Source organism: Coleofasciculus sp. G2-EDA-02, from assembly GCF_040226375.1.
Classification (GTDB): domain Bacteria; phylum Cyanobacteriota; class Cyanobacteriia; order Cyanobacteriales; family Coleofasciculaceae; genus Coleofasciculus.
Genome location: NZ_JAVKEW010000063.1, coordinates 18204 through 35334, shown reverse-complemented (window position 1 = coordinate 35334; position 17131 = coordinate 18204). Strand labels below are relative to the sequence as shown.

The following is a 17131-nucleotide window of genomic DNA, read 5'->3' as shown; positions in this document are numbered from 1 at the left end:
AGTGCCTAAAGGAGACGGGCAAGAAAAAGCTATCTCAGCGGGTACATAAATGCCAGTATTGCGGGTATACCCAAGACCGCGATATAGCCGCGGCTCAAGTAGTCGAGATTAGAGGACTGGAAGCCGTGGGACACACGGTGGTTAAGCTTTCTGAGGGTAAAGGTTCCGTCCTGGAAGACGTTAAACTCTGCCTCCCTGTGACGGAAGAATCCCCCGCGTTTTAACCGGGGGAGTGTCAATGCCAACCGTGACCAGTAAACTTGCCAAAGGCGCTAAACACAGTCAAAAGATGCCATTGCGCGTGGTTCTGGTGGTTCCCTTTATCCTCCAGATCTTAGCGGCTGTGGGGTTGACTGGATATCTCTCCTTTCGCAACGGACAACAGGCAGTTAACAATCTGGTTACCCAGTTGCAGACCGAGGTTAGCGATCGCATCCTGCAACATATCGATAGTTACATCGAAACGCCCCATCTGGTCAACCATGTTCTTGGGAATGCGGTGCGTCGGGGTCAGGTGCAGACTCAGGATCAGCCTAGTGAACGTTATTTGTGGCAACTGTTGCAGTTTACCCAGTCTATTAATACCATTCAGTTCGGCAGCGAGCAAGGGGAATACATTGGGGCAGGCTATACCGAAGATGACAAAGTTGTGATTAAAGTCGCTGACGCCTCAACCAACTATAACTTTCAGACTTACACAACCGACAGTCAAGGAAATCGTAACCAACTGTTAGATATCCGCGCCAATTATGACCCTCGCATTCGTCCCTGGTATAAAAACGCTGCCTTTAAAGGTAAAACCCTTTGGAGTCCAATCTATGTCATGTTTAGTCATTCTCGGTTAGGGATTACCCTAGCTGAGCCAGTATACAACGACAAGGGTAAACTATTAGGGGTAGTTGGCACCGATATCTTACTGTCTGAGATTAGTAAATTTCTCCACGACTTAAGAATTGGTCAAGCAGGACAAGCCTTTATTATTGAACGATCAGGATTACTGGTTGCTAGTTCCACATCAGAACAGCGATTTATTCGTGATGGCGATAAAACCCAACGCCTACTTGCTACCAATAGCCATGATCCCTTAATTCAATCAACAGCCCAGTATTTAAGTCAAAGCGTTGACGCCTTAAACCAAATCAATCAAAGCCAACAGTTAACCTTTAAACTAAACCGCGATCGCTACTATTTACAAGTCACCCCCTTCAATGATGATCGTGGCTTAGATTGGCTGATTGTGGTGGTGATACCGGAAGCTGATTTCATGGAACAAATCCATGATAATACCCGCCTGACTATTAGTTTATGCTTCGCGGCGTTCCTTGTGGCAACCCTGTTAGGAATCCTCACCGCCAGACGGATTACCCAGCCGATTACCCAGTTAAGTATAGCGGCGGCGGAAATTGCCCAGGGGAAATTTGACCAACAGGTAAAAATTGATGGCAAAATCCCGGTTCAGGTGAATGAACTCGAAGTTTTGGCTCAATCCTTTAACCAAATGAGTCAACAGTTGTACTCGTTCTTTACCGCCCTAGAAAAAAATAAAGCCGAGTTAGAGTCACGAGTTGAGCAACGAACCGCCGCCTTACGTTTGTCTGAAGAAAAGTTTGCTCTCGCCTTTCGCTCATCCCCAAATCCGATTACAATTACTACCCTGGCTGAGGGCAAGTTTATTGAGGTGAATGAAAGCTTTCTCAAGATTACCGACTATAACATAGAGGACGTAATCAATCATACCTCAATTGAACTCAATTTTTGGGTTGATCCAGCAGAACGAACCCGAATCCGTCAACGATTACGAGAGACAGGCGCTATTCGGAATCAAGAGTTTAATTTTTATACCAAAACGGGTCAAGTGAGAACTGGATTATTATCAGCAGAATTGATTACAATTGGTGAACAAGATTGCATCCTGGCGGTGATTAATGATATCACCGAACGCAAACATGCTGAACAACGAGTTGAACTTCTGCTCACAATTAGTCAAGCGATTAATGCCGCCCCTGATTTTCAAGCAGCCTTAGAAATTGCCCTGCATCAAGTGTGCCAAACTACGGGCTGGATTTATGGCGAAGTCTGGATTCCGGCGACGGATGGCATGGCATTAGAATGTAGCCGTCGTTGGTATTGCAAACAGAGGGGACTTGCTCCAAAGGACGCCATTGTCCTCAAAGAATTCCGAGAGTATAGTGAAGCCCTAACCTTTTTACCCGAAGAAGAAATACCAGGACGAGTTTGGTGTCATGGTCAACCGGAATGGATTAGTAATATTGCTACAGAATCTGATGATATTTTCTTGCGACTAAAACTGGCAAGTGAATGTGGTTTAAAATCAGCCTTTGCTGTACCCATCGTTGCTCCGGCGACCTCTCAAAAATCTGCGCCTGTTTTAGCAGTGTTGCTGTTTTTTATGGCAGAAGAACACCAAAAAGATGAACATTGGATTGAGTTAGTTTCTGTCGTATCAGCGCAGTTAGGTCCAGTTATGCAGCAGAAGAAAGCCGAGGCGGAAATGAAGGCACTTTTTGCCGCGATGACGGATATGGTACTCGTGGTTGATGCCTCGGGTCGTTGTCTGAAGGTGGCACCAACCAATAAAGGAAAGTGGTGTAAATCTCCGGGAGATTTATTGGGGACAACTCTGTTTGATTATTTTGATTCCACTCAGGTTAATTTTATTCTCAATAGCATTCGAGATGCTTTGTTAAGTCAATCTACGGTGACTATTGAGTATTGTATAAACTTGGCAGGAGAGGAGATTTGGTTTGCTGCTAATTTGTCACCGCTTTCCGATGATTCCGTGATTTGGGTGGCGCGTGATATTACTGATCGCAAACAGGCAGAGGTGGCGTTGCGGTTAGAGCAAGAAAAGTCAGAACAATTATTACTGAATATTTTGCCGGAACTGATTGCCGAACGGCTGAAACAAGACCAATCAGCGATTGCTGAACATTTTGATGATGTGACGATTTTGTTTGCGGATATTGTCGGATTTACGCCGCTATCGGCGCGTTTACAACCGATTGAATTGGTTAATTTACTTAATCAAATGTTTTCCACGTTTGACCAGTTAGCCGAACGTCATGGTGTGGAGAAAATTAAAACCATTGGTGATGCGTATATGGTAGTTGGGGGATTACCACAGCCGAGGGCGGATCATGCAGATGCGATCGCGCAGATGGCGTTGGATATGCAGCAAGCTATGACTCAGTTTCAAGCCGAACACAGTGAATCGTTGCAAATTCGCATTGGGATTAATACCGGATCAGTGGTGGCGGGGGTGATTGGGATTAGAAAGTTTATCTATGATTTGTGGGGAGATGCGGTGAATGTCGCCTCACGGATGGAATCGTCGGGAGAACCGGGAAAAATACAAGTCACGGAGGCGATATACCAGAGATTACAGGACAAATTCCAGTTTCAGGAACGGGGTGCGATCGCGGTTAAAGGGCGTGGGGAGATGAAAACCTATTGGCTAATCGGGAATCGGTGATAGGGGAACCCTTCACATCGGAAACAGGGCATGATTTTGTGTAGGGGCGGGTTTCACTACTATCATTTTTGACCTCACCCATAAGTAACTAAACCCGCCCCGATTCTCTCATCCCTAACCCGATTGCGAAAAACTAATAACTTGACGAATTTGGCTGACGGCTGTTGACAAAATTACAGCGGCTTGACTAATTTCTGTATCTGTGGTAAATTTACCCAAACCGATACGCAATGCTCCGTCTATTAAATTATCCGATAACTTTATTGCTCGCAGCACATGAGACGCTGTCTCTACCCCCGACGTACAGGCGGAACCTGTGGAGATGGCGAGTTGGGAACGGATTCTGGCAATAACTGCACTATTGGGAATATCAGGAATGGAAATGTGGAGATTCCCAGCCAGGCGGTTCGTGGTATCGCCATTAATGACAACGCCGGGAATGCTGTCTTGCAGAAGGGTTTGGAGTTTGTCTCTAGAGGATGCGATCGCGGTTTCATCTTCTGTCATTTCTAACTGACGCAGGCGACAGGCTTCGCCTAAACCGACAATACCCGGAACATTAAGTGTACCCGATCGCAGACCGTTCTGATGACCCCCACCCCAGAGAATCGGTTCTAGGGGATATTTTTTTCGCACCACTAATGCGCCTGAACCTTTGGGTCCATAGAGTTTATGGGCGGAGATGGCGAGGTAAGTAATCCCCCAGTCTTGAAAATTGATCGGGATTTTTCCGACGGCTTGGGATGCATCACAGAGGAAGGGAATTCGATAGGTTTGGGCAATTTGTCCGATGTTTTGGATGGGATAAATCGTGCCAATTTCGTTATTGGCTGCCATAATGCACAGCAAGGAAATGCCGTTTTTACAGAGATTTTCCAGATCATCCAACTCAAGTCTACCTTTGGAGTCAACCTGGAGATTAAGGATTTCGGCTAAACCTTTTTTAGCGAGGGTATTGCAGGTATCTAAAACGGCTTTATGTTCCACTGGGGAAACAGCAAGGCGGGGTATTTTTGAGGTATTACTATGGTGTAATCTGACGAATCCTTGCAGGGCGAGGTTAATGCTTTCGGTTGCGCCAGAGGTGAAGATAATTTCTTTGGCGGATGATCCGATTAATTTAGCGATATGAGTTGCAGCTTGGGAGACAGCTTGTTCGGCTTCATCTCCATAAGTATGGTCAATGCTGCTAGCGTTACCAAAGGCGGTAGTCATGTAGTGTAGCATTTGGCTTGCCACTCTGGGGTCAGTGGGGGTGGTGGAGTGGTAATCGAGGTATATGGGGCGGGATTGGCTAGACGGCTGGGATAGGGGCATGATTTAATTCGGGATAACTGGACACAGGTTCACACGAAATTCGGGTAGAATACGCTGATAAATGGGTAGAATCGCATCTTCATATTCTGTCATTTTCAACTGACGCAGGCGACAGGTTTCGCCTCAGCCAACAACCGTTGAGAGTTCATGGCTTAGGGACAAGATTTAGGTAAAATACTCTGATAACTGGGTAGAGGGTATTAAGTATCCTCTCAGCGTGAAAAACTATGATGATTTAAGATACAATTAACCCTACAATACCCGAATTTTAGTTGTAGTTTTAGTTCCAGAAAACCCCGCTGATTGGTTGCATCAGTCGGATATGGAACTGTGTTTGAGACGATGCGGTTACTGGGTGTCACTGAAAGGTCAGCCTGCTAGACCTAATCAAACGTCTGTCACTGTTTCAATTCCACGCCAAAATGTTTTTACTGCTGATGCCCTGAGAAGGATTATGGACAGTCTGGGAAAAGGAGAAACATTATGAAACCAACGATTCAAAATGTTGATTTACTACTGAGTATACAACCGACAGAAGTTGCTAAGTATCTACAATCTCATGGTTGGCATGAACAAAATCGGATGGAAGAGAAAGCTTCGATTTGGACATTACCAGCGCACTCCGAGGCAGAATTTGAGATAGTTTTACCGTTGAAGCCTGAAATTCCTGGTTTTGCGTTACGTCTTTATGAGGTGGTGCAAACGCTAGAACTTGTGGAAAATCGTTCTTACTTTCAAATCTTAGGTGATTTGGTCACTCAAGTTACCAATATTCAAGTTCAGGGAATTATTACTCAGTTGGACAAATTGGGTGAAGCTGAAAGCGTGATCTTGATGGGGTGTGCTGTCGGGAAGTTCCGTAAAATTCAGTTTGATTTAACAGCAGCAAACTATCCTTTAGCCGTTAAAGCTTATCAAGAACGCTTACCAGTAGTTTGTACGGGGGATTTAGTTAGAGAAAATAGATGCTTTGTGCTGAAAAATATCCGTGATTTTGCCCTAGATGAGTCGTGGAAAAACTGAAGTTGAGTGGTTTGCGATAAGGCAGTTGATTCGGTGAGTTACCCAGAGTGCTAACGCACGATGGTAGTGTGACACAGCTAAAATGGTGGAATAGATTTTACGGTTAAATCGGGCGCACGTCGGTGCGCCCCTACGGTTTCCGGGCGTAATTCTATCTATCAAATTAGGTATGCCGCGCTACTACTAGCTATAGCAGTCGCCAGGGTCTTTAAATTCATTTTCGGCAACAGGCAACAGTTTCAATCCCCTGTTAAGGGAAGATTCTGCGATCGCGGAGGTGAAAATCTCAGGATTTTGAGCATCTAGGTGTAAAAACCTTGTACTTGTTGGGTGTAAAAATGGCTTGAAACCCTTGTCTAGTATAGCTTCCCGATTAGTTCAGCAAGCCCTAATTAAAGAACAATTATTGGATTGAATATCAATACTCTTCCTCCGCACCTGATACATTTTCTTCATTGTCTGATGAAACACTGTCAGGTCTTCCAGACCAATTAATTGGTGGAAGTAGCTTGGCTTTTGGATCTTCCAAAGTTTCACGATATTTTTGCCTTAGTTCCCGTACTTTCCTCTTAATCTTTAATCCAAGAGCGTGAATAATTATAGATGCAATCATTGCTCTTTCAGCTTTTCCTCCTATTATGCGCTGCGCTGATGGATTCCAAATAACTCCCACCCAAGGTGCTTGATCAATATCCATTGAAATGTTACTCATAATTGCATCTATTGCCTCATCTGTGGAGCGTCCTTGAACACCAACAGCTTTTAGGACTTCAGCAATTATAAATTGACCTATAGGACGAGCAAAAACATTTCCGCCTGCTATAGGTTTTCCTGAATCGTCAAATACTGGTGTTCCGTTATTTTCAGTGCGTTTCCGAAGATCGCCTGGTTGTCTACGTCCATTTAAAATAGATTCAAAGCCAGGACATTTTTGCAAAAGCCTAATCCAAATTTTTTCTAAAAAATAATAGTAGGTATCAATTTCATCATTTGATGGTCTGAACTGCTTAAAGTTTTTGTCTATATCGAGTCCACCTTCATAGCAGTTAAGGAGTATTTCATTCGTTTCATAAAACGCCGCTAGCGTTGTGATATAAGGATAATCATACTTATTTTGATAAATTTGCTTGGAACCTAGTTTAATTGAAACGAGGGACTTTATACTGTCGTTTTCTTTCACTAAACGACGAGTAACAATAGCAACAATATCGTCTTCATCAATAGCAATATTCTGACCAGCAGTTGTTGGTTTAGCTCGACGATTTAGGGTAGAAAATAACCTGCGAGTCCTCTGAAGACCTGCTGGAGTTTCTTCATGTTTTAAAATAATAACGCTAATTTCCTCTTTAGCTAGATCGGCATTTAACTCTATTGCTTTTTGTATAGATCTTAGCCTATGCTGACCATCTAAAGCGTAGTATATCTGGCTACCATCAAAGCGCAACAATCCAAAACCATAAGTAGAACGATTTGTATCATCTAGTAAGTGGTGTTCATCAACTGTAACTGGGGAAAATTCAGGTTCTCCTCCATAAACAGCAACAACCAATGCTCCATAAAACCGCTGAGATTCTTTTAATAAATATGGTACCATCTCTTTCTCAACACGGGCTGTAATTTCTCTCTGAACCAATTCGTTCAAGTCTCTATTGGGTCGGATTTCTTCGGCTATTCTGCATTCTCGTGCTATTTTGCCAAGTTTCATTACAGTGACGTAGTATTGCCAATCGCCCATTTTAGCTTTTAACGCGGGGACATAATCTGCCATCTTGCTCTCTCCTCATTATATTTATATCAATCAAATGCTTTAGCCCAAAGTTTTTCTCTATTGGGTATTATTTCATTACAGGGCGGCTTACAGCACATAAGAAGGTGTTCCTCCACTGTCTCTACCTGAATCCTTGGAAGCTCTGCCCACCAAAAAAATAATTTATTACGATACTTGTTTAACATCAAAACTATTTTACTACGTCCTTGCTTGTTTTGCCTTTCATTAAAGTAAGATTTAAATCTTTCTGATAAATATCCAGGAGCGGCTTTACCAATATAGAGTGGCAGATGAATATCCTCCGGAAATGGTTTTCCTAATTTAACGGAAAAGCAGTAAACTCCATGTTTATCAGGAACTTGTTCTTGAGCCGCTCGTACAAATTTACATTTTTTCCAATTGAGTTTGATGCCCTGCGTAGCTTGAGGAAACTCGTCTATATAATGAGGTAACCACTGAAGCTTAAATTCATAGTCTCTAGCAAAGTGTCCTGAAATAGCCGCTTTTTGGGTTGCAAAATCGTAGGGTTGATCAGACATTAACTCTTGAATCAGGCACTTTATTGATTCACAAGTGACAAGCCAAGCAAGGTAACTCATCATCTTCCTCGTCTAAAACCGACTCTAATGCCTCAGCTAATGGTCGATTAGGATCTGCTTTTTTCTCCCTAGCCATTGCCTTCTCATGTTGAGCAATGATTTCATCTTTACGATCGAGTAGTTCTAAAAGAGTCTCTCCCTCCGTCCAAGTGTAAGTTCTTCCGTCACTGTGGTTTTGCTCATATTTAACCGCCTCGTTAAATAAGTTGGGATGCTCTTCTGCCAGTCTAACCCATTCGTATTTGCGCTGGAAGAAGCAGAAGAAGCAACCAGAGCGACTGCGCCATCGATAATAGTCTGGTAATCCAATTCCGCTTTCCTCAAGTAGACGGATAATATCTGCCTTAACTAGCCCCCGTTCCTTGAACGGAAAGACTGGCTTGATATTGGGCTTGGTAGAGATGTATCCCTCACGACTTTCGTCAGCCCGGATGCCAATGTAACTGAAGGCTTCGTCGTCACCCACAAACTTCTCTAACGGGAGAATCTTCATCTGCTTGGTACACCAACGCATCTTGGGAGAGGGAAGTACCCCCCCATAGACATCAAGCCAGTGGTCAAACCCACGCTTGGCACTGAGGTAATGGATTTTGATTCCCAAACGCGCTTTGATGCGGTCAAGATACTCGTAAGTCTCTGGCAGTTCCTTGTGAGTGTCACAAAAAAAATATTCCATCTCTGGAATCTCCTTGTGCAGTAGGACTGCCAGGGCTGTGCTATCTTTCCCGCCGGATAGACCGAGAATGTGTCTGACTTTCTTCTGTGTCATTATTTTTCCGCTTTTGCCTATCTGGGTCGATACTGAACTCAAGCCTCCCTGTGTTAGCCTAGCAACAGATCATCGCCTCCGTGAAGTTTTTGCGGTGTGGTAAAGTGCTACTCTATTTAACTTAGTATTTCCAAATCTGCCACCTACCAATTACAAGATAGATTATGCCGAATATTGAGGAACTCCTTGAAGCAGGTAGCAAAGAGATTGTACGCGGGCATCTTCGCAAGATTGTCGAAATCTATGACCTTGAGTGGATTGTTGTGCATGAGCTTGTTCAAAATGCAATTGACGCTGTGCAAGTGAATCCTCGTGTTGAACTTGGGGAAGTCAATTTAACTCTTGATTTCGATAGCGACACAATCACGGTTCACGATAACGGAATCGGCTTCAAGCATGACCTTGGACTGCTGCGTCCAGGTGGTACTGGTAATGAGAAGCGACTGTCATCTCGTTCTCCAGCAAAGGGATATCAGGGAGTCGGACTCAAGGCGGTGATGTACTCGACGGATCGATTTGAACTGGAAAGCCAGACGATGGATGGAGCTTGGAGGTTCCTTTCTGAAGGGCTTCGAGGCTACATCGATCCGGAGCAAGACGTTGTACCAGAGTATATCGACAACTGGCGTGACGAGGGTTCTGACAAGACTTTTACCCAAATCACGGCAACCTTTCCGAAGGGAACTTTAGCAAAGTTCATCAGCGCTATTGACCGATTCCTTGGGGAAGATACTGTGAAGTGGAAGTCGCTTTACCGACAAGAGGCAGAGCGGCAGGAATCTCATCCATACAATGCTTATCTTCAACACTTCCTCGGCTGGTACTTTCGGACACAGTCGTATGTCGGATGTCTCAACAACCTTCTGAACGTGCCTGTTCGTAATCCCCAGACTGAAGCATTCGAGGAGTTAAAGCCGACGGAGATCAAGCTCAACTTACGTTCCTCCTCAAACTTTGAAGGGCTTTCTGGTCAAGTAGGTGAGTGGCTTATAGGTCTTAAACGTAATGAATTCTCAACAAGTCTGCCTTATAAAGCCTGGGACTTGGCTGAGGTAGCCCAGAGCAATAGCCAACGAGCTGCCAAGTACCGGATTACACCGGATATTGTCAGGATCAAGCCGAACGAGGAAAATTGGGAGCCGCTCTCAGTGTCCTTCCGAGACAAGTTTCTCGATCTAAAACTGACTCCAAACGAGCAGGAAGAAGATTTCAGGGAGCGCTATGCCGACATTATTGCAATCCTAGAACGACCTCGATCGCGGGTAAACGCCGAGGATTTTCGTGATGTGCTAGAGAAAGTTACAGGAATCTACCTTGCAATTGGTAGAACAGCTCACTTTGAGGTGCTTGGTATTCCGAACCGTGGACTGAAGCTAATCGCCTCTAACGGGACGCCGACAGCACATGAACTCACTGTGCGGAGTACCTCATCAACGTGGTATCTCGAAACGATTCACTTTGTCATAAACGTCGATGCGACGCTTAACATTGGAAAACGGCATCTGGTGAGTACGCGACTAGTGGGGCGGCTCCGTGATTTCTTCGAGGCGTGCTATCCAAAGCTGGTTTCAATCTCAAAGCTCTTCGTGGAAAGGGATGTAACAGGTGGCGGTGAAGAAACGCCAATGCCGGAAGTGGTTCAGAATGAACGGATTCATCGAGAAGGTATTCCTTTCCACCGATTTCCAAGCGACGAAAACACTCTCATAGGTCTTTTCAGCGTAGCTATAGCTAAGTTAGACCCAGAATTCTCCGCATTCGGGTTCTTTGCCAACGCCCGCTATGACGGTAAATTTCTTTGGGAAGACAAGGAGCCAAGGAGCGATTTAGAACTCAAGCTCCTAGAGTTTAAGCTCAAACTTGAGAAGCTAGTTGATGAGTTCGATCTTGCTACTCATGATAAAGAATTCAATGAAGTGTCTCTCGCTATTGTATGGGATCGACGGGTCAGTAAATCAGGTTGGGCTGTGAAGGGGATTTCAGAACCACGTCGTACAAGGTTAGAGACTCAAGGTGTGCCAACAAACCTTGTAGAGTATGTACTAGAAAATCTCCTAGGTAATTTTGTCCCTCTCATTTGTGTAGCTGACCTCCTCAAGCACTTTCCCTTAAAGAAGGGAGAGGAAGATGATCTCGATGAATATGTCCGTTCATTAGGCTAGAGCAGAAAGCATTGCAAAATATAGTTTCTTCTACAGATAGACTTAGTGGGTAGGTTCTGCTGGAGTAGCCATTGGAAGGGAATTACCAGATTTTGCTTAAATCCAGCACAAATCCGGGTAATACTGACTCACCGTTAATAGTAGCCGGATTATCCAAACATTCCACCGCTACTCCTGGACGATAGATATAAACCTGTCGCTTTTTGCGGTCAATTAGCCAACCTAAAAGCGCACCATTGTCAATATACTCCTGCATCTTAGTTTTAAGCGGTGTCAAATTATCAGAAGCCGAGCGCAGTTCCACTACAAAGTCAGGACAGATGGGCGCAAACGTTTTCTGTTGTTCAGGAATCAGGGCGTTCCACCGTTCTAGTTTCACCCAAGCCGCATCAGGGGAAACCTTTGCACCATTGGGAAGGGTAAAACCAGATGATGAGTCAAATTCAATTCCCGTACCATCCGCATCTGTCCAATTTGCTAATTGCTGATTCAACTTAGCATTTCGGTTTCCCGTGTCCGAACCCGTGGGGGGCATAATTAGTAATTCTCCTGTCGCCGTGCGTTCAATTCGCAAGTCGCGATTAATTTGACAGAATTCAAAAAACTGCTCATCTGTCAGATTAATTATCGGGTGTAAGTGCAACACCAACGGAGAATTTTCTACTTGAGTCGTTGCTTCAATCATTGTCATGGCACAAATCCTTGGCGACTGTTGTTAATAGTACGGCACTCTCCCTAAACTACCCTCACCAAATTTTGCTTAAATCCAGCACAAATCCGGGTAATACTGACTCACCGCTAACCGTAGCCGGATTATCCAAACATTCCACCGCCACTCCTGGACGATAAATATAAACCTGTCGCTTTTTGCGGTCAATCAACCAACCTAACAGCGCACCATTATCAATGTACTCCTGCATCTTAGTTTTGAGCGGTGTCAAATTATCAGAAACCGATCGCAGTTCCACCACAAAGTCAGGACAGATGGGTGCAAACGTTTTCTGTTGCTCAGGAGTCAAGGCATTCCACCGTTCTAGTTTTACCCAAGCCGCATCAGGGGAAACCTTTGCACCATTAGGAAGCGTGAAGCCTGTACTAGAATCGAAATAAATCCCCGTTCCGTCACGCTCTGCCCAAACTCCCAACTGCACAATCAGCTTAGCATTTCGATTTCCCGTGTCTGATCCGGTGGGGGGCATAATCAGCAATTCTCCTGTCGCCGTGCGTTCAATTCGTAAGTCGCGATTAATTTGACAGAACTCAAAAAACTGCTCATCTGTCAGATTAATCACTGGATGTAGGTGCAACATCAACGGAGAATTTTCTACTGGAGTTGTTACTGTAGTCATAGCACCAAGCCTTGGCTGCTGTTCCCTTATGTTTGTTGACAATTATTATCGGATCATAAATGACAAGCTAGGCATAGCCTGTTTTTTGTTCGTCCCCTCGATTTTGACGCTTTTCCCCAATTTGAGGCAATGTTTCAGACGCCAAATCAAACACTCTCTCATTCAGTCTGGCAATGACAGCTTGTCGCAGTTGCCTATTATCGGGCAGCATTGTCAGCACGTTTTCCACCAGTTCCTCAACTCTATCCTGGGACTCGCGATCAATTCCCACAATTTGATTAATTTCTTGCCCATCCGGACGAGTTACTGTGATTCTACGTGCCTCAAATCCCCCACCTTTGGCATCAACCTCTGCCCGCAACGCCTCCAAATTCTTGAACCGCCTAGCTACATCACAGAGGTTAATCTCAAACTGAGTTATATCTTCATCACTCCAAGACTCAGCCGGCTTATCCGCCACAATCATGACTAGAGCTTCTAACCATTCTGCATCCGTTTTGGTTTCATCAACTGCCGCTAGGGTAAAACGTTTCAGCATCCGCTCAACACATTGTCCCGCTAGACGACTGGCTCGAACTCTTAAATCTTCCCGCAATTTAGCTTCATTGCTGCTAATCCCAAAAGCATCGTGCAATCGTGACTTACACTCACTTAGCAAGCAGTCATAAGCCGTCTGAATCTCGTGCAGCGCTTGCACTAATTTTTTCCGTAGAGTTTTCGCCGTCTTACCATCGTCAACTTCATTCATACCAATGGCTGGCAATCCGCAAGCTTCAGGTAAAGATTTAAACAGTAATACATCGGGTTCCTGGGCTTGCTTTAAGGTTTGTAAAACGGCTTGTGCTTCTGAACTGAGACGCTTAGTTTTCAGCGTGTACGCAGGTAGCTTTTTCACAAACTGAAATAGAGGCTTCGCCACCGCCAAAAGAGTTACATTCCTGACTCCTGCAGGCATTCGAGACTGAGGCGATTTCAAAACCGCTTCGAGTTCCTTAAAGACACGCGATCGCAACCCCACGACTTCAAAATATTTAACCGCAAAGCGGGAGGGATCTTTCACCAATAGCTCAAAATGCTCTGAACCCAAAATCGGGATAAATGTCCCATCTTTATAAACCCCGACATCATCAGTGTGGTACAGCAAAACTGCCGCTAACAGTACCGGAATTGACCCTTGCTTGACGCCGAATGGTGGTGCTTCTAGTTTTTGGTAGAGTTTATCTAAAGGCTTTTGTTGATCATTTGCCGCTTTTTTAAACGCCTCAATTGCCTGCCAAACCGTCCATACATCTGAATTTTTTCCCGGTGGATAGAAACCCCAACCGTCCTCCTCCTGTCGATGAATTCCTGTCTCACCGAGTAGGGAATAATACATGGCGACTTCTGGACCATACCCCGTTAATCCTAATTTTTCTATCTCGGCATTTTCCAACATCGCCTCAATTAGTTCCCGTCTCGCCTTAGCGCCTTGAGACGTCAGTTCACGGCGATTAATCAACTCATTCCAAAGAATCGGCGTTTCTGGATAAACCCTGTCACAAACATCTGATAACTTGGCATTAAAGTCTGTTGCATGGCGGATAGTTTCTCGTTTCCCCTGAATCCAACAAACATTCTGATTAACAGCTACATCAAACGCTTGACTCAAACTTTCATCAAGCAATCGTTTCGTCTCAAATAACCGATACTGGACTTCTCGTCTCGCCACCGCATCCGTCTGAAGTTGAGCCGCACTACTCTGGATTTTCTCAAGTGCAGCAAATTCTAGCGCCCTAATTCGCAGGATACCTAGTTTTTTGGCACACAAAACAATTAATGGCTTCCCATCGGCTGTAACATCCGGGGCTTTACTTGGTAATTCCTCATCCAGCCAACAAGCAATTAACCCATCGCTATCTTTACTCTGACAACGCAGTTGCGCTAAATCCTGTGTCCCATTAACATAGTGTCGCTCAAAATACCGCAACGTACCTGTTTTATAACTATGCCGTTGCGCTACTAACGGCTTTAGGGGATAGGTTTGTGACAAAAGACTAAACAGAGGCGATCGCTCTTGCTCAATTAACGCCGCCACTTCGCCTTCGACATTAAAATCAGAGCCTTCCCAAAGCCGCAGTTCATCCAACAACCGACGATGGGCAATCACATTTCGTCGTAATAAACGATCAATAATATCGTCCCAATACTGCTGCTCTTGTTCCTCATCAGGTGAATCGCACATTGCCAGCGTCACCAGTTCGTGAGTGGCTTTCACGGCACCCGTTGTTGTCACTAAGTTAAGCAAGCCAATGGTCTTTAAAACCCTAAGAGAATCCGTATCCAGATGTTTGGCATCGGCAATTAAATTCTGAATCTCTACCCACCGCTGCAAACCCAATCGAGAACCTAAACCCAACCCGGTGGCTTCAACGAAGTAATCATAAACCCGATCCAATTTCAGGGTGGGTAGGGGTTTGGTCACCAAACCCCTACCCTGCACCCTTGTTTCATCCAAAAACTTCTTAAATGAATAGGGTTCAGAACTGGTTAGAAATGTAAAGAGTGAACGGTCATTTTGCCCATACTTAGCGCATAGCATGGGCAACACCAACGCCGAGAGGGGATGTAACGGATACACCGCCCCCAGAACTTGCGGCGTCAGTTCTTCCGCCATGGCGATGTCTTTCCAGCGCTCATCCAACCATTCCTCTGCTTGGGTATAGATAGCACAATGAAAACTTTCTGCCTGGGATTGATCAATAACTTGACCAATCAACCGCACCATTTGTCCAGCCGATTCTGTAAAAGGGATATCCTCAAACCGCCCTTGAATCTTTGCCCATTCGTTCCGTTGGACAGAGGCTAATCTCTGACCATACTCAGCAAAGGCTTGGTGCAGTATCCCCAGTATATACACGGGATAATGCCCAACTCTGGGCAGTTCAGTTAACTGCTGCAATAAATATAAATCTTCCGCCCCTTCGTTATAGGCGGCAAATTCCAGATTTTTGCCTAACTCATCAATAATTAAAAAGACACCCGTTTGAGCCGCCTGAGCAAGTTCCTGCACCATCTGAGGAAGCCCTCGGCTGTCAACGGTTTCTCCATTAGCAATTGCCGCTTCCCAGTCTAAAACTTGACCAGCAATGGCTATTTTTTCTCTCTCTGCTGATGACCAAAATAGCCGAATTCCTCTGGCTAAAGCTCGAATCACCGTGTTACCAATTGGTTCTCGCTGTGCCGTAGCCACGGCTCTGACGAAACCTTGCTGCGGTAGAATTTCCTTGAGACGACAATACTCTACACTATCAGCGCCCAAAGCGTTTCGGGCAATCTCCAGCGCCTGCTGCTTAATCCTCTCGTTGTCTTTAGCACATAGAGCCGATAAAAAGTGAGCAAACGCCGACTTCCCCGTACCATAGACACTGGTTAGCGTCCAAGCCCGCTGGGATTGGGAGTCTTGCCAACCCGCTAAAATTCGTCTGAGGGCATCAACGGAGCGAGTGGTGGGAACATAGCCCTCTAGGGCATCGAGTTGCTGCAAATCTCGCTCTAAATTAATCGAGCGAGAATAGCGCCGCTTGAGGCTGAAATAGTCAGATAATGTTCGTTTCATTACTTTGCCCCACCGCGTCTTCTCGTACTGTAGTACCTGTCTAGGATATCGTGTGCCAGCGCCTTTGCATCTTTTTTAAAGGAAAACTGAATCAATCCCGCCGAGTCAGAGAGGGTGAGATCCTTTGAGAACCGCTCAACCTGTTCGATGGCGTCACAGATGGCACTTTCATTCAGCTTGAACGCCAAACCAGGGCTACCTGAATCAAAGGTAAGACTGGCAATGGATATGGTTTTCTGATTCCCTTTAAACGCGGCAAATTCCAAACAAGCAGCAACGACAACCTCGGCGGGGAGATTCGCTTTTGCCCCCATTTGGAACCTGTAATGCTTGGAGTTCCCTAAGGTTTGGATAATGCCAAGTTCGGCAAAAGGACAGTCAATGGAATCCTCACTCACGCCTGTCTTGGTATCGGGTTCTACATACATCCGCAAGATGCAGGTGATGTCTTTTTTCAGTGAAGCATCGACAATACGACTACCCTGACTATCTCTATAGTCACAAAGCGCCTCAAATAAATCGTCGGCTGAAAATTCAACTGGGCGAAAGACATGAAACGCAAAATACCAAGCCGTCGCCTCGCAGGTGGGTTTGAGGAGATGCCAATGGAGTAGCCACAGCGAGGCGGGATCTTCTAAAAACTCATCCCAAGCGTTATCCGCCAACAGTTGTTTGCCAAATTCTGAAGGAGTATCATTGTCCAGCACTTTGAAAGCCGAACACCAGTAACGAATCGAGCGCACCATATTCTTACCCACACCCAAACGTACCGGTGCATCCTCGCGCAAAAAAATTCCTGGATCTTCAGTCGCCTTGTCAAAACCCTTCTTCAGCCAGCCAAACCGAGGATGAAACGTCTCGTGGCGGGCAAAGACAGGATTAACCGCAGGAACTTGATTATCGATTTCTGGTAAAGGGAGCGTAGTTTGTTCCACCATGAAGTGCTATTTTATCTGCTTATAGAGCCAGGGATGCCGATGTTCCGGGACTTCTTATTTTGACACTCCCCCGCTTAAAAGACGGGGGATTCTTGAGCTAATCGTTGCCCTTTAGAGT

Annotated in this window: 12 protein-coding genes and 2 pseudogenes; 6 read left to right on the top strand and 8 right to left on the bottom strand. The window is 45.2% G+C overall.

Annotated features, from left to right (window positions below; all coding sequences use genetic code 11):
* The 3 genes and pseudogenes from RLO19_RS06300 to RLO19_RS06290 form a co-directional block, all read left to right on the top strand.
* Positions 1 to 224 (top strand): annotated as a pseudogene (locus RLO19_RS06300) (RNA-guided endonuclease InsQ/TnpB family protein); the annotation flags it as partial.
* A gap of 14 nt (positions 225 to 238) precedes the next feature.
* Positions 239 to 1234, top strand: a pseudogene (locus RLO19_RS06295) (cache domain-containing protein); the annotation flags it as partial.
* Positions 1235 to 1264: 30 nt separating this feature from the next.
* Positions 1265 to 3493: an adenylate/guanylate cyclase domain-containing protein gene (locus RLO19_RS06290; protein WP_446354818.1), complete on the top strand. Its 2229-nt coding sequence runs from the start codon at positions 1265 to 1267 to the stop codon at positions 3491 to 3493.
* A 114-nt stretch (positions 3494 to 3607) separates the two neighbouring features.
* Here the strand turns inward: RLO19_RS06290 and RLO19_RS06285 are convergent, their stop codons facing one another.
* Positions 3608 to 4810: a cysteine desulfurase family protein gene (locus RLO19_RS06285; RefSeq protein ID WP_446354813.1), complete on the bottom strand. Its 1203-nt coding sequence runs from the start codon at positions 4808 to 4810 to the stop codon at positions 3608 to 3610.
* A 265-nt stretch (positions 4811 to 5075) separates the two neighbouring features.
* On the opposite strand from RLO19_RS06285, the gene RLO19_RS06280 reads away from it, so the two are divergent.
* Both RLO19_RS06280 and RLO19_RS06275 read left to right on the top strand, forming a co-directional pair.
* Positions 5076 to 5297, top strand: coding sequence for a DUF4365 domain-containing protein (locus tag RLO19_RS06280; protein ID WP_446354816.1), 222 nt, complete (start codon positions 5076 to 5078; stop codon positions 5295 to 5297).
* Entirely contained in the window at positions 5294 to 5833 is a 540-nt protein-coding gene (locus tag RLO19_RS06275; protein ID WP_446354812.1) for a hypothetical protein, read from the top strand. The genes RLO19_RS06280 and RLO19_RS06275 overlap by 4 nt, the downstream gene beginning before the upstream one ends.
* Positions 5834 to 6251: 418 nt before the next feature.
* On the opposite strand, the gene RLO19_RS06270 is transcribed toward RLO19_RS06275, so the two are convergent.
* The 3 genes from RLO19_RS06270 to RLO19_RS06260 are packed head-to-tail and all read right to left on the bottom strand — an operon-like array spanning position 6252 to position 8969.
* Complete coding sequence (locus tag RLO19_RS06270) at positions 6252 to 7601, bottom strand: DNA sulfur modification protein DndB (RefSeq protein WP_446354811.1); 1350 nt, start codon at positions 7599 to 7601, stop codon at positions 6252 to 6254.
* A gap of 26 nt (positions 7602 to 7627) precedes the next feature.
* Entirely contained in the window at positions 7628 to 8140 is a 513-nt protein-coding gene (locus RLO19_RS06265) for a hypothetical protein (protein ID WP_446354809.1), read from the bottom strand.
* 28 nt (positions 8141 to 8168) lie between these two features.
* Positions 8169 to 8969, bottom strand: coding sequence for a phosphoadenosine phosphosulfate reductase family protein (locus RLO19_RS06260; protein WP_446354807.1), 801 nt, complete (start codon positions 8967 to 8969; stop codon positions 8169 to 8171).
* 164 nt (positions 8970 to 9133) lie between these two features.
* On the opposite strand from RLO19_RS06260, the gene RLO19_RS06255 reads away from it, so the two are divergent.
* Positions 9134 to 11131 (top strand): hypothetical protein, encoded by a 1998-nt coding sequence (locus RLO19_RS06255; protein WP_446354805.1) that lies wholly within the window; start codon positions 9134 to 9136, stop codon positions 11129 to 11131.
* Between the two features lie 82 nt (positions 11132 to 11213).
* Here the strand turns inward: RLO19_RS06255 and RLO19_RS06250 are convergent, their stop codons facing one another.
* From RLO19_RS06250 to RLO19_RS06235, 4 genes are all read right to left on the bottom strand, one after another.
* The gene (locus tag RLO19_RS06250; RefSeq protein WP_446354815.1) at positions 11214 to 11816 is read right to left on the bottom strand and encodes a Uma2 family endonuclease; all 603 of its coding nucleotides are present in this window, start codon (positions 11814 to 11816) and stop codon (positions 11214 to 11216) included.
* A gap of 61 nt (positions 11817 to 11877) precedes the next feature.
* A complete protein-coding gene (locus tag RLO19_RS06245; protein ID WP_446354803.1) occupies positions 11878 to 12480 on the bottom strand; it encodes a Uma2 family endonuclease in 603 nt (200 codons plus the stop codon).
* A gap of 67 nt (positions 12481 to 12547) precedes the next feature.
* On the bottom strand, positions 12548 to 16075 hold the full coding sequence (locus RLO19_RS06240; RefSeq protein ID WP_446354801.1) for a hypothetical protein: 3528 nt from the start codon (positions 16073 to 16075) through the stop codon (positions 12548 to 12550).
* Complete coding sequence (locus RLO19_RS06235; RefSeq protein WP_446354800.1) at positions 16075 to 17013, bottom strand: DUF4007 family protein; 939 nt, start codon at positions 17011 to 17013, stop codon at positions 16075 to 16077. Before RLO19_RS06235 ends, RLO19_RS06240 begins: the two co-directional genes overlap by 1 nt.
* Positions 17014 to 17131: the final 118 nt, after the last annotated feature.

Coding starts and splice junctions, on each gene's coding strand:
- RLO19_RS06290 (WP_446354818.1), top strand. CDS start 1,265: ATGGAACAAATCCATGATAATACCCGCCTGACTATTAGTTTATGCTTC.
- RLO19_RS06285 (WP_446354813.1), bottom strand. CDS start 4,810: ATGCCCCTATCCCAGCCGTCTAGCCAATCCCGCCCCATATACCTCGAT.
- RLO19_RS06275 (WP_446354812.1), top strand. CDS start 5,294: ATGAAACCAACGATTCAAAATGTTGATTTACTACTGAGTATACAACCG.
- RLO19_RS06270 (WP_446354811.1), bottom strand. CDS start 7,601: ATGGCAGATTATGTCCCCGCGTTAAAAGCTAAAATGGGCGATTGGCAA.
- RLO19_RS06265 (WP_446354809.1), bottom strand. CDS start 8,140: ATGTCTGATCAACCCTACGATTTTGCAACCCAAAAAGCGGCTATTTCA.
- RLO19_RS06260 (WP_446354807.1), bottom strand. CDS start 8,969: ATGACACAGAAGAAAGTCAGACACATTCTCGGTCTATCCGGCGGGAAA.
- RLO19_RS06255 (WP_446354805.1), top strand. CDS start 9,134: ATGCCGAATATTGAGGAACTCCTTGAAGCAGGTAGCAAAGAGATTGTA.
- RLO19_RS06250 (WP_446354815.1), bottom strand. CDS start 11,816: ATGATTGAAGCAACGACTCAAGTAGAAAATTCTCCGTTGGTGTTGCAC.
- RLO19_RS06245 (WP_446354803.1), bottom strand. CDS start 12,480: ATGACTACAGTAACAACTCCAGTAGAAAATTCTCCGTTGATGTTGCAC.
- RLO19_RS06240 (WP_446354801.1), bottom strand. CDS start 16,075: ATGAAACGAACATTATCTGACTATTTCAGCCTCAAGCGGCGCTATTCT.
- RLO19_RS06235 (WP_446354800.1), bottom strand. CDS start 17,013: ATGGTGGAACAAACTACGCTCCCTTTACCAGAAATCGATAATCAAGTT.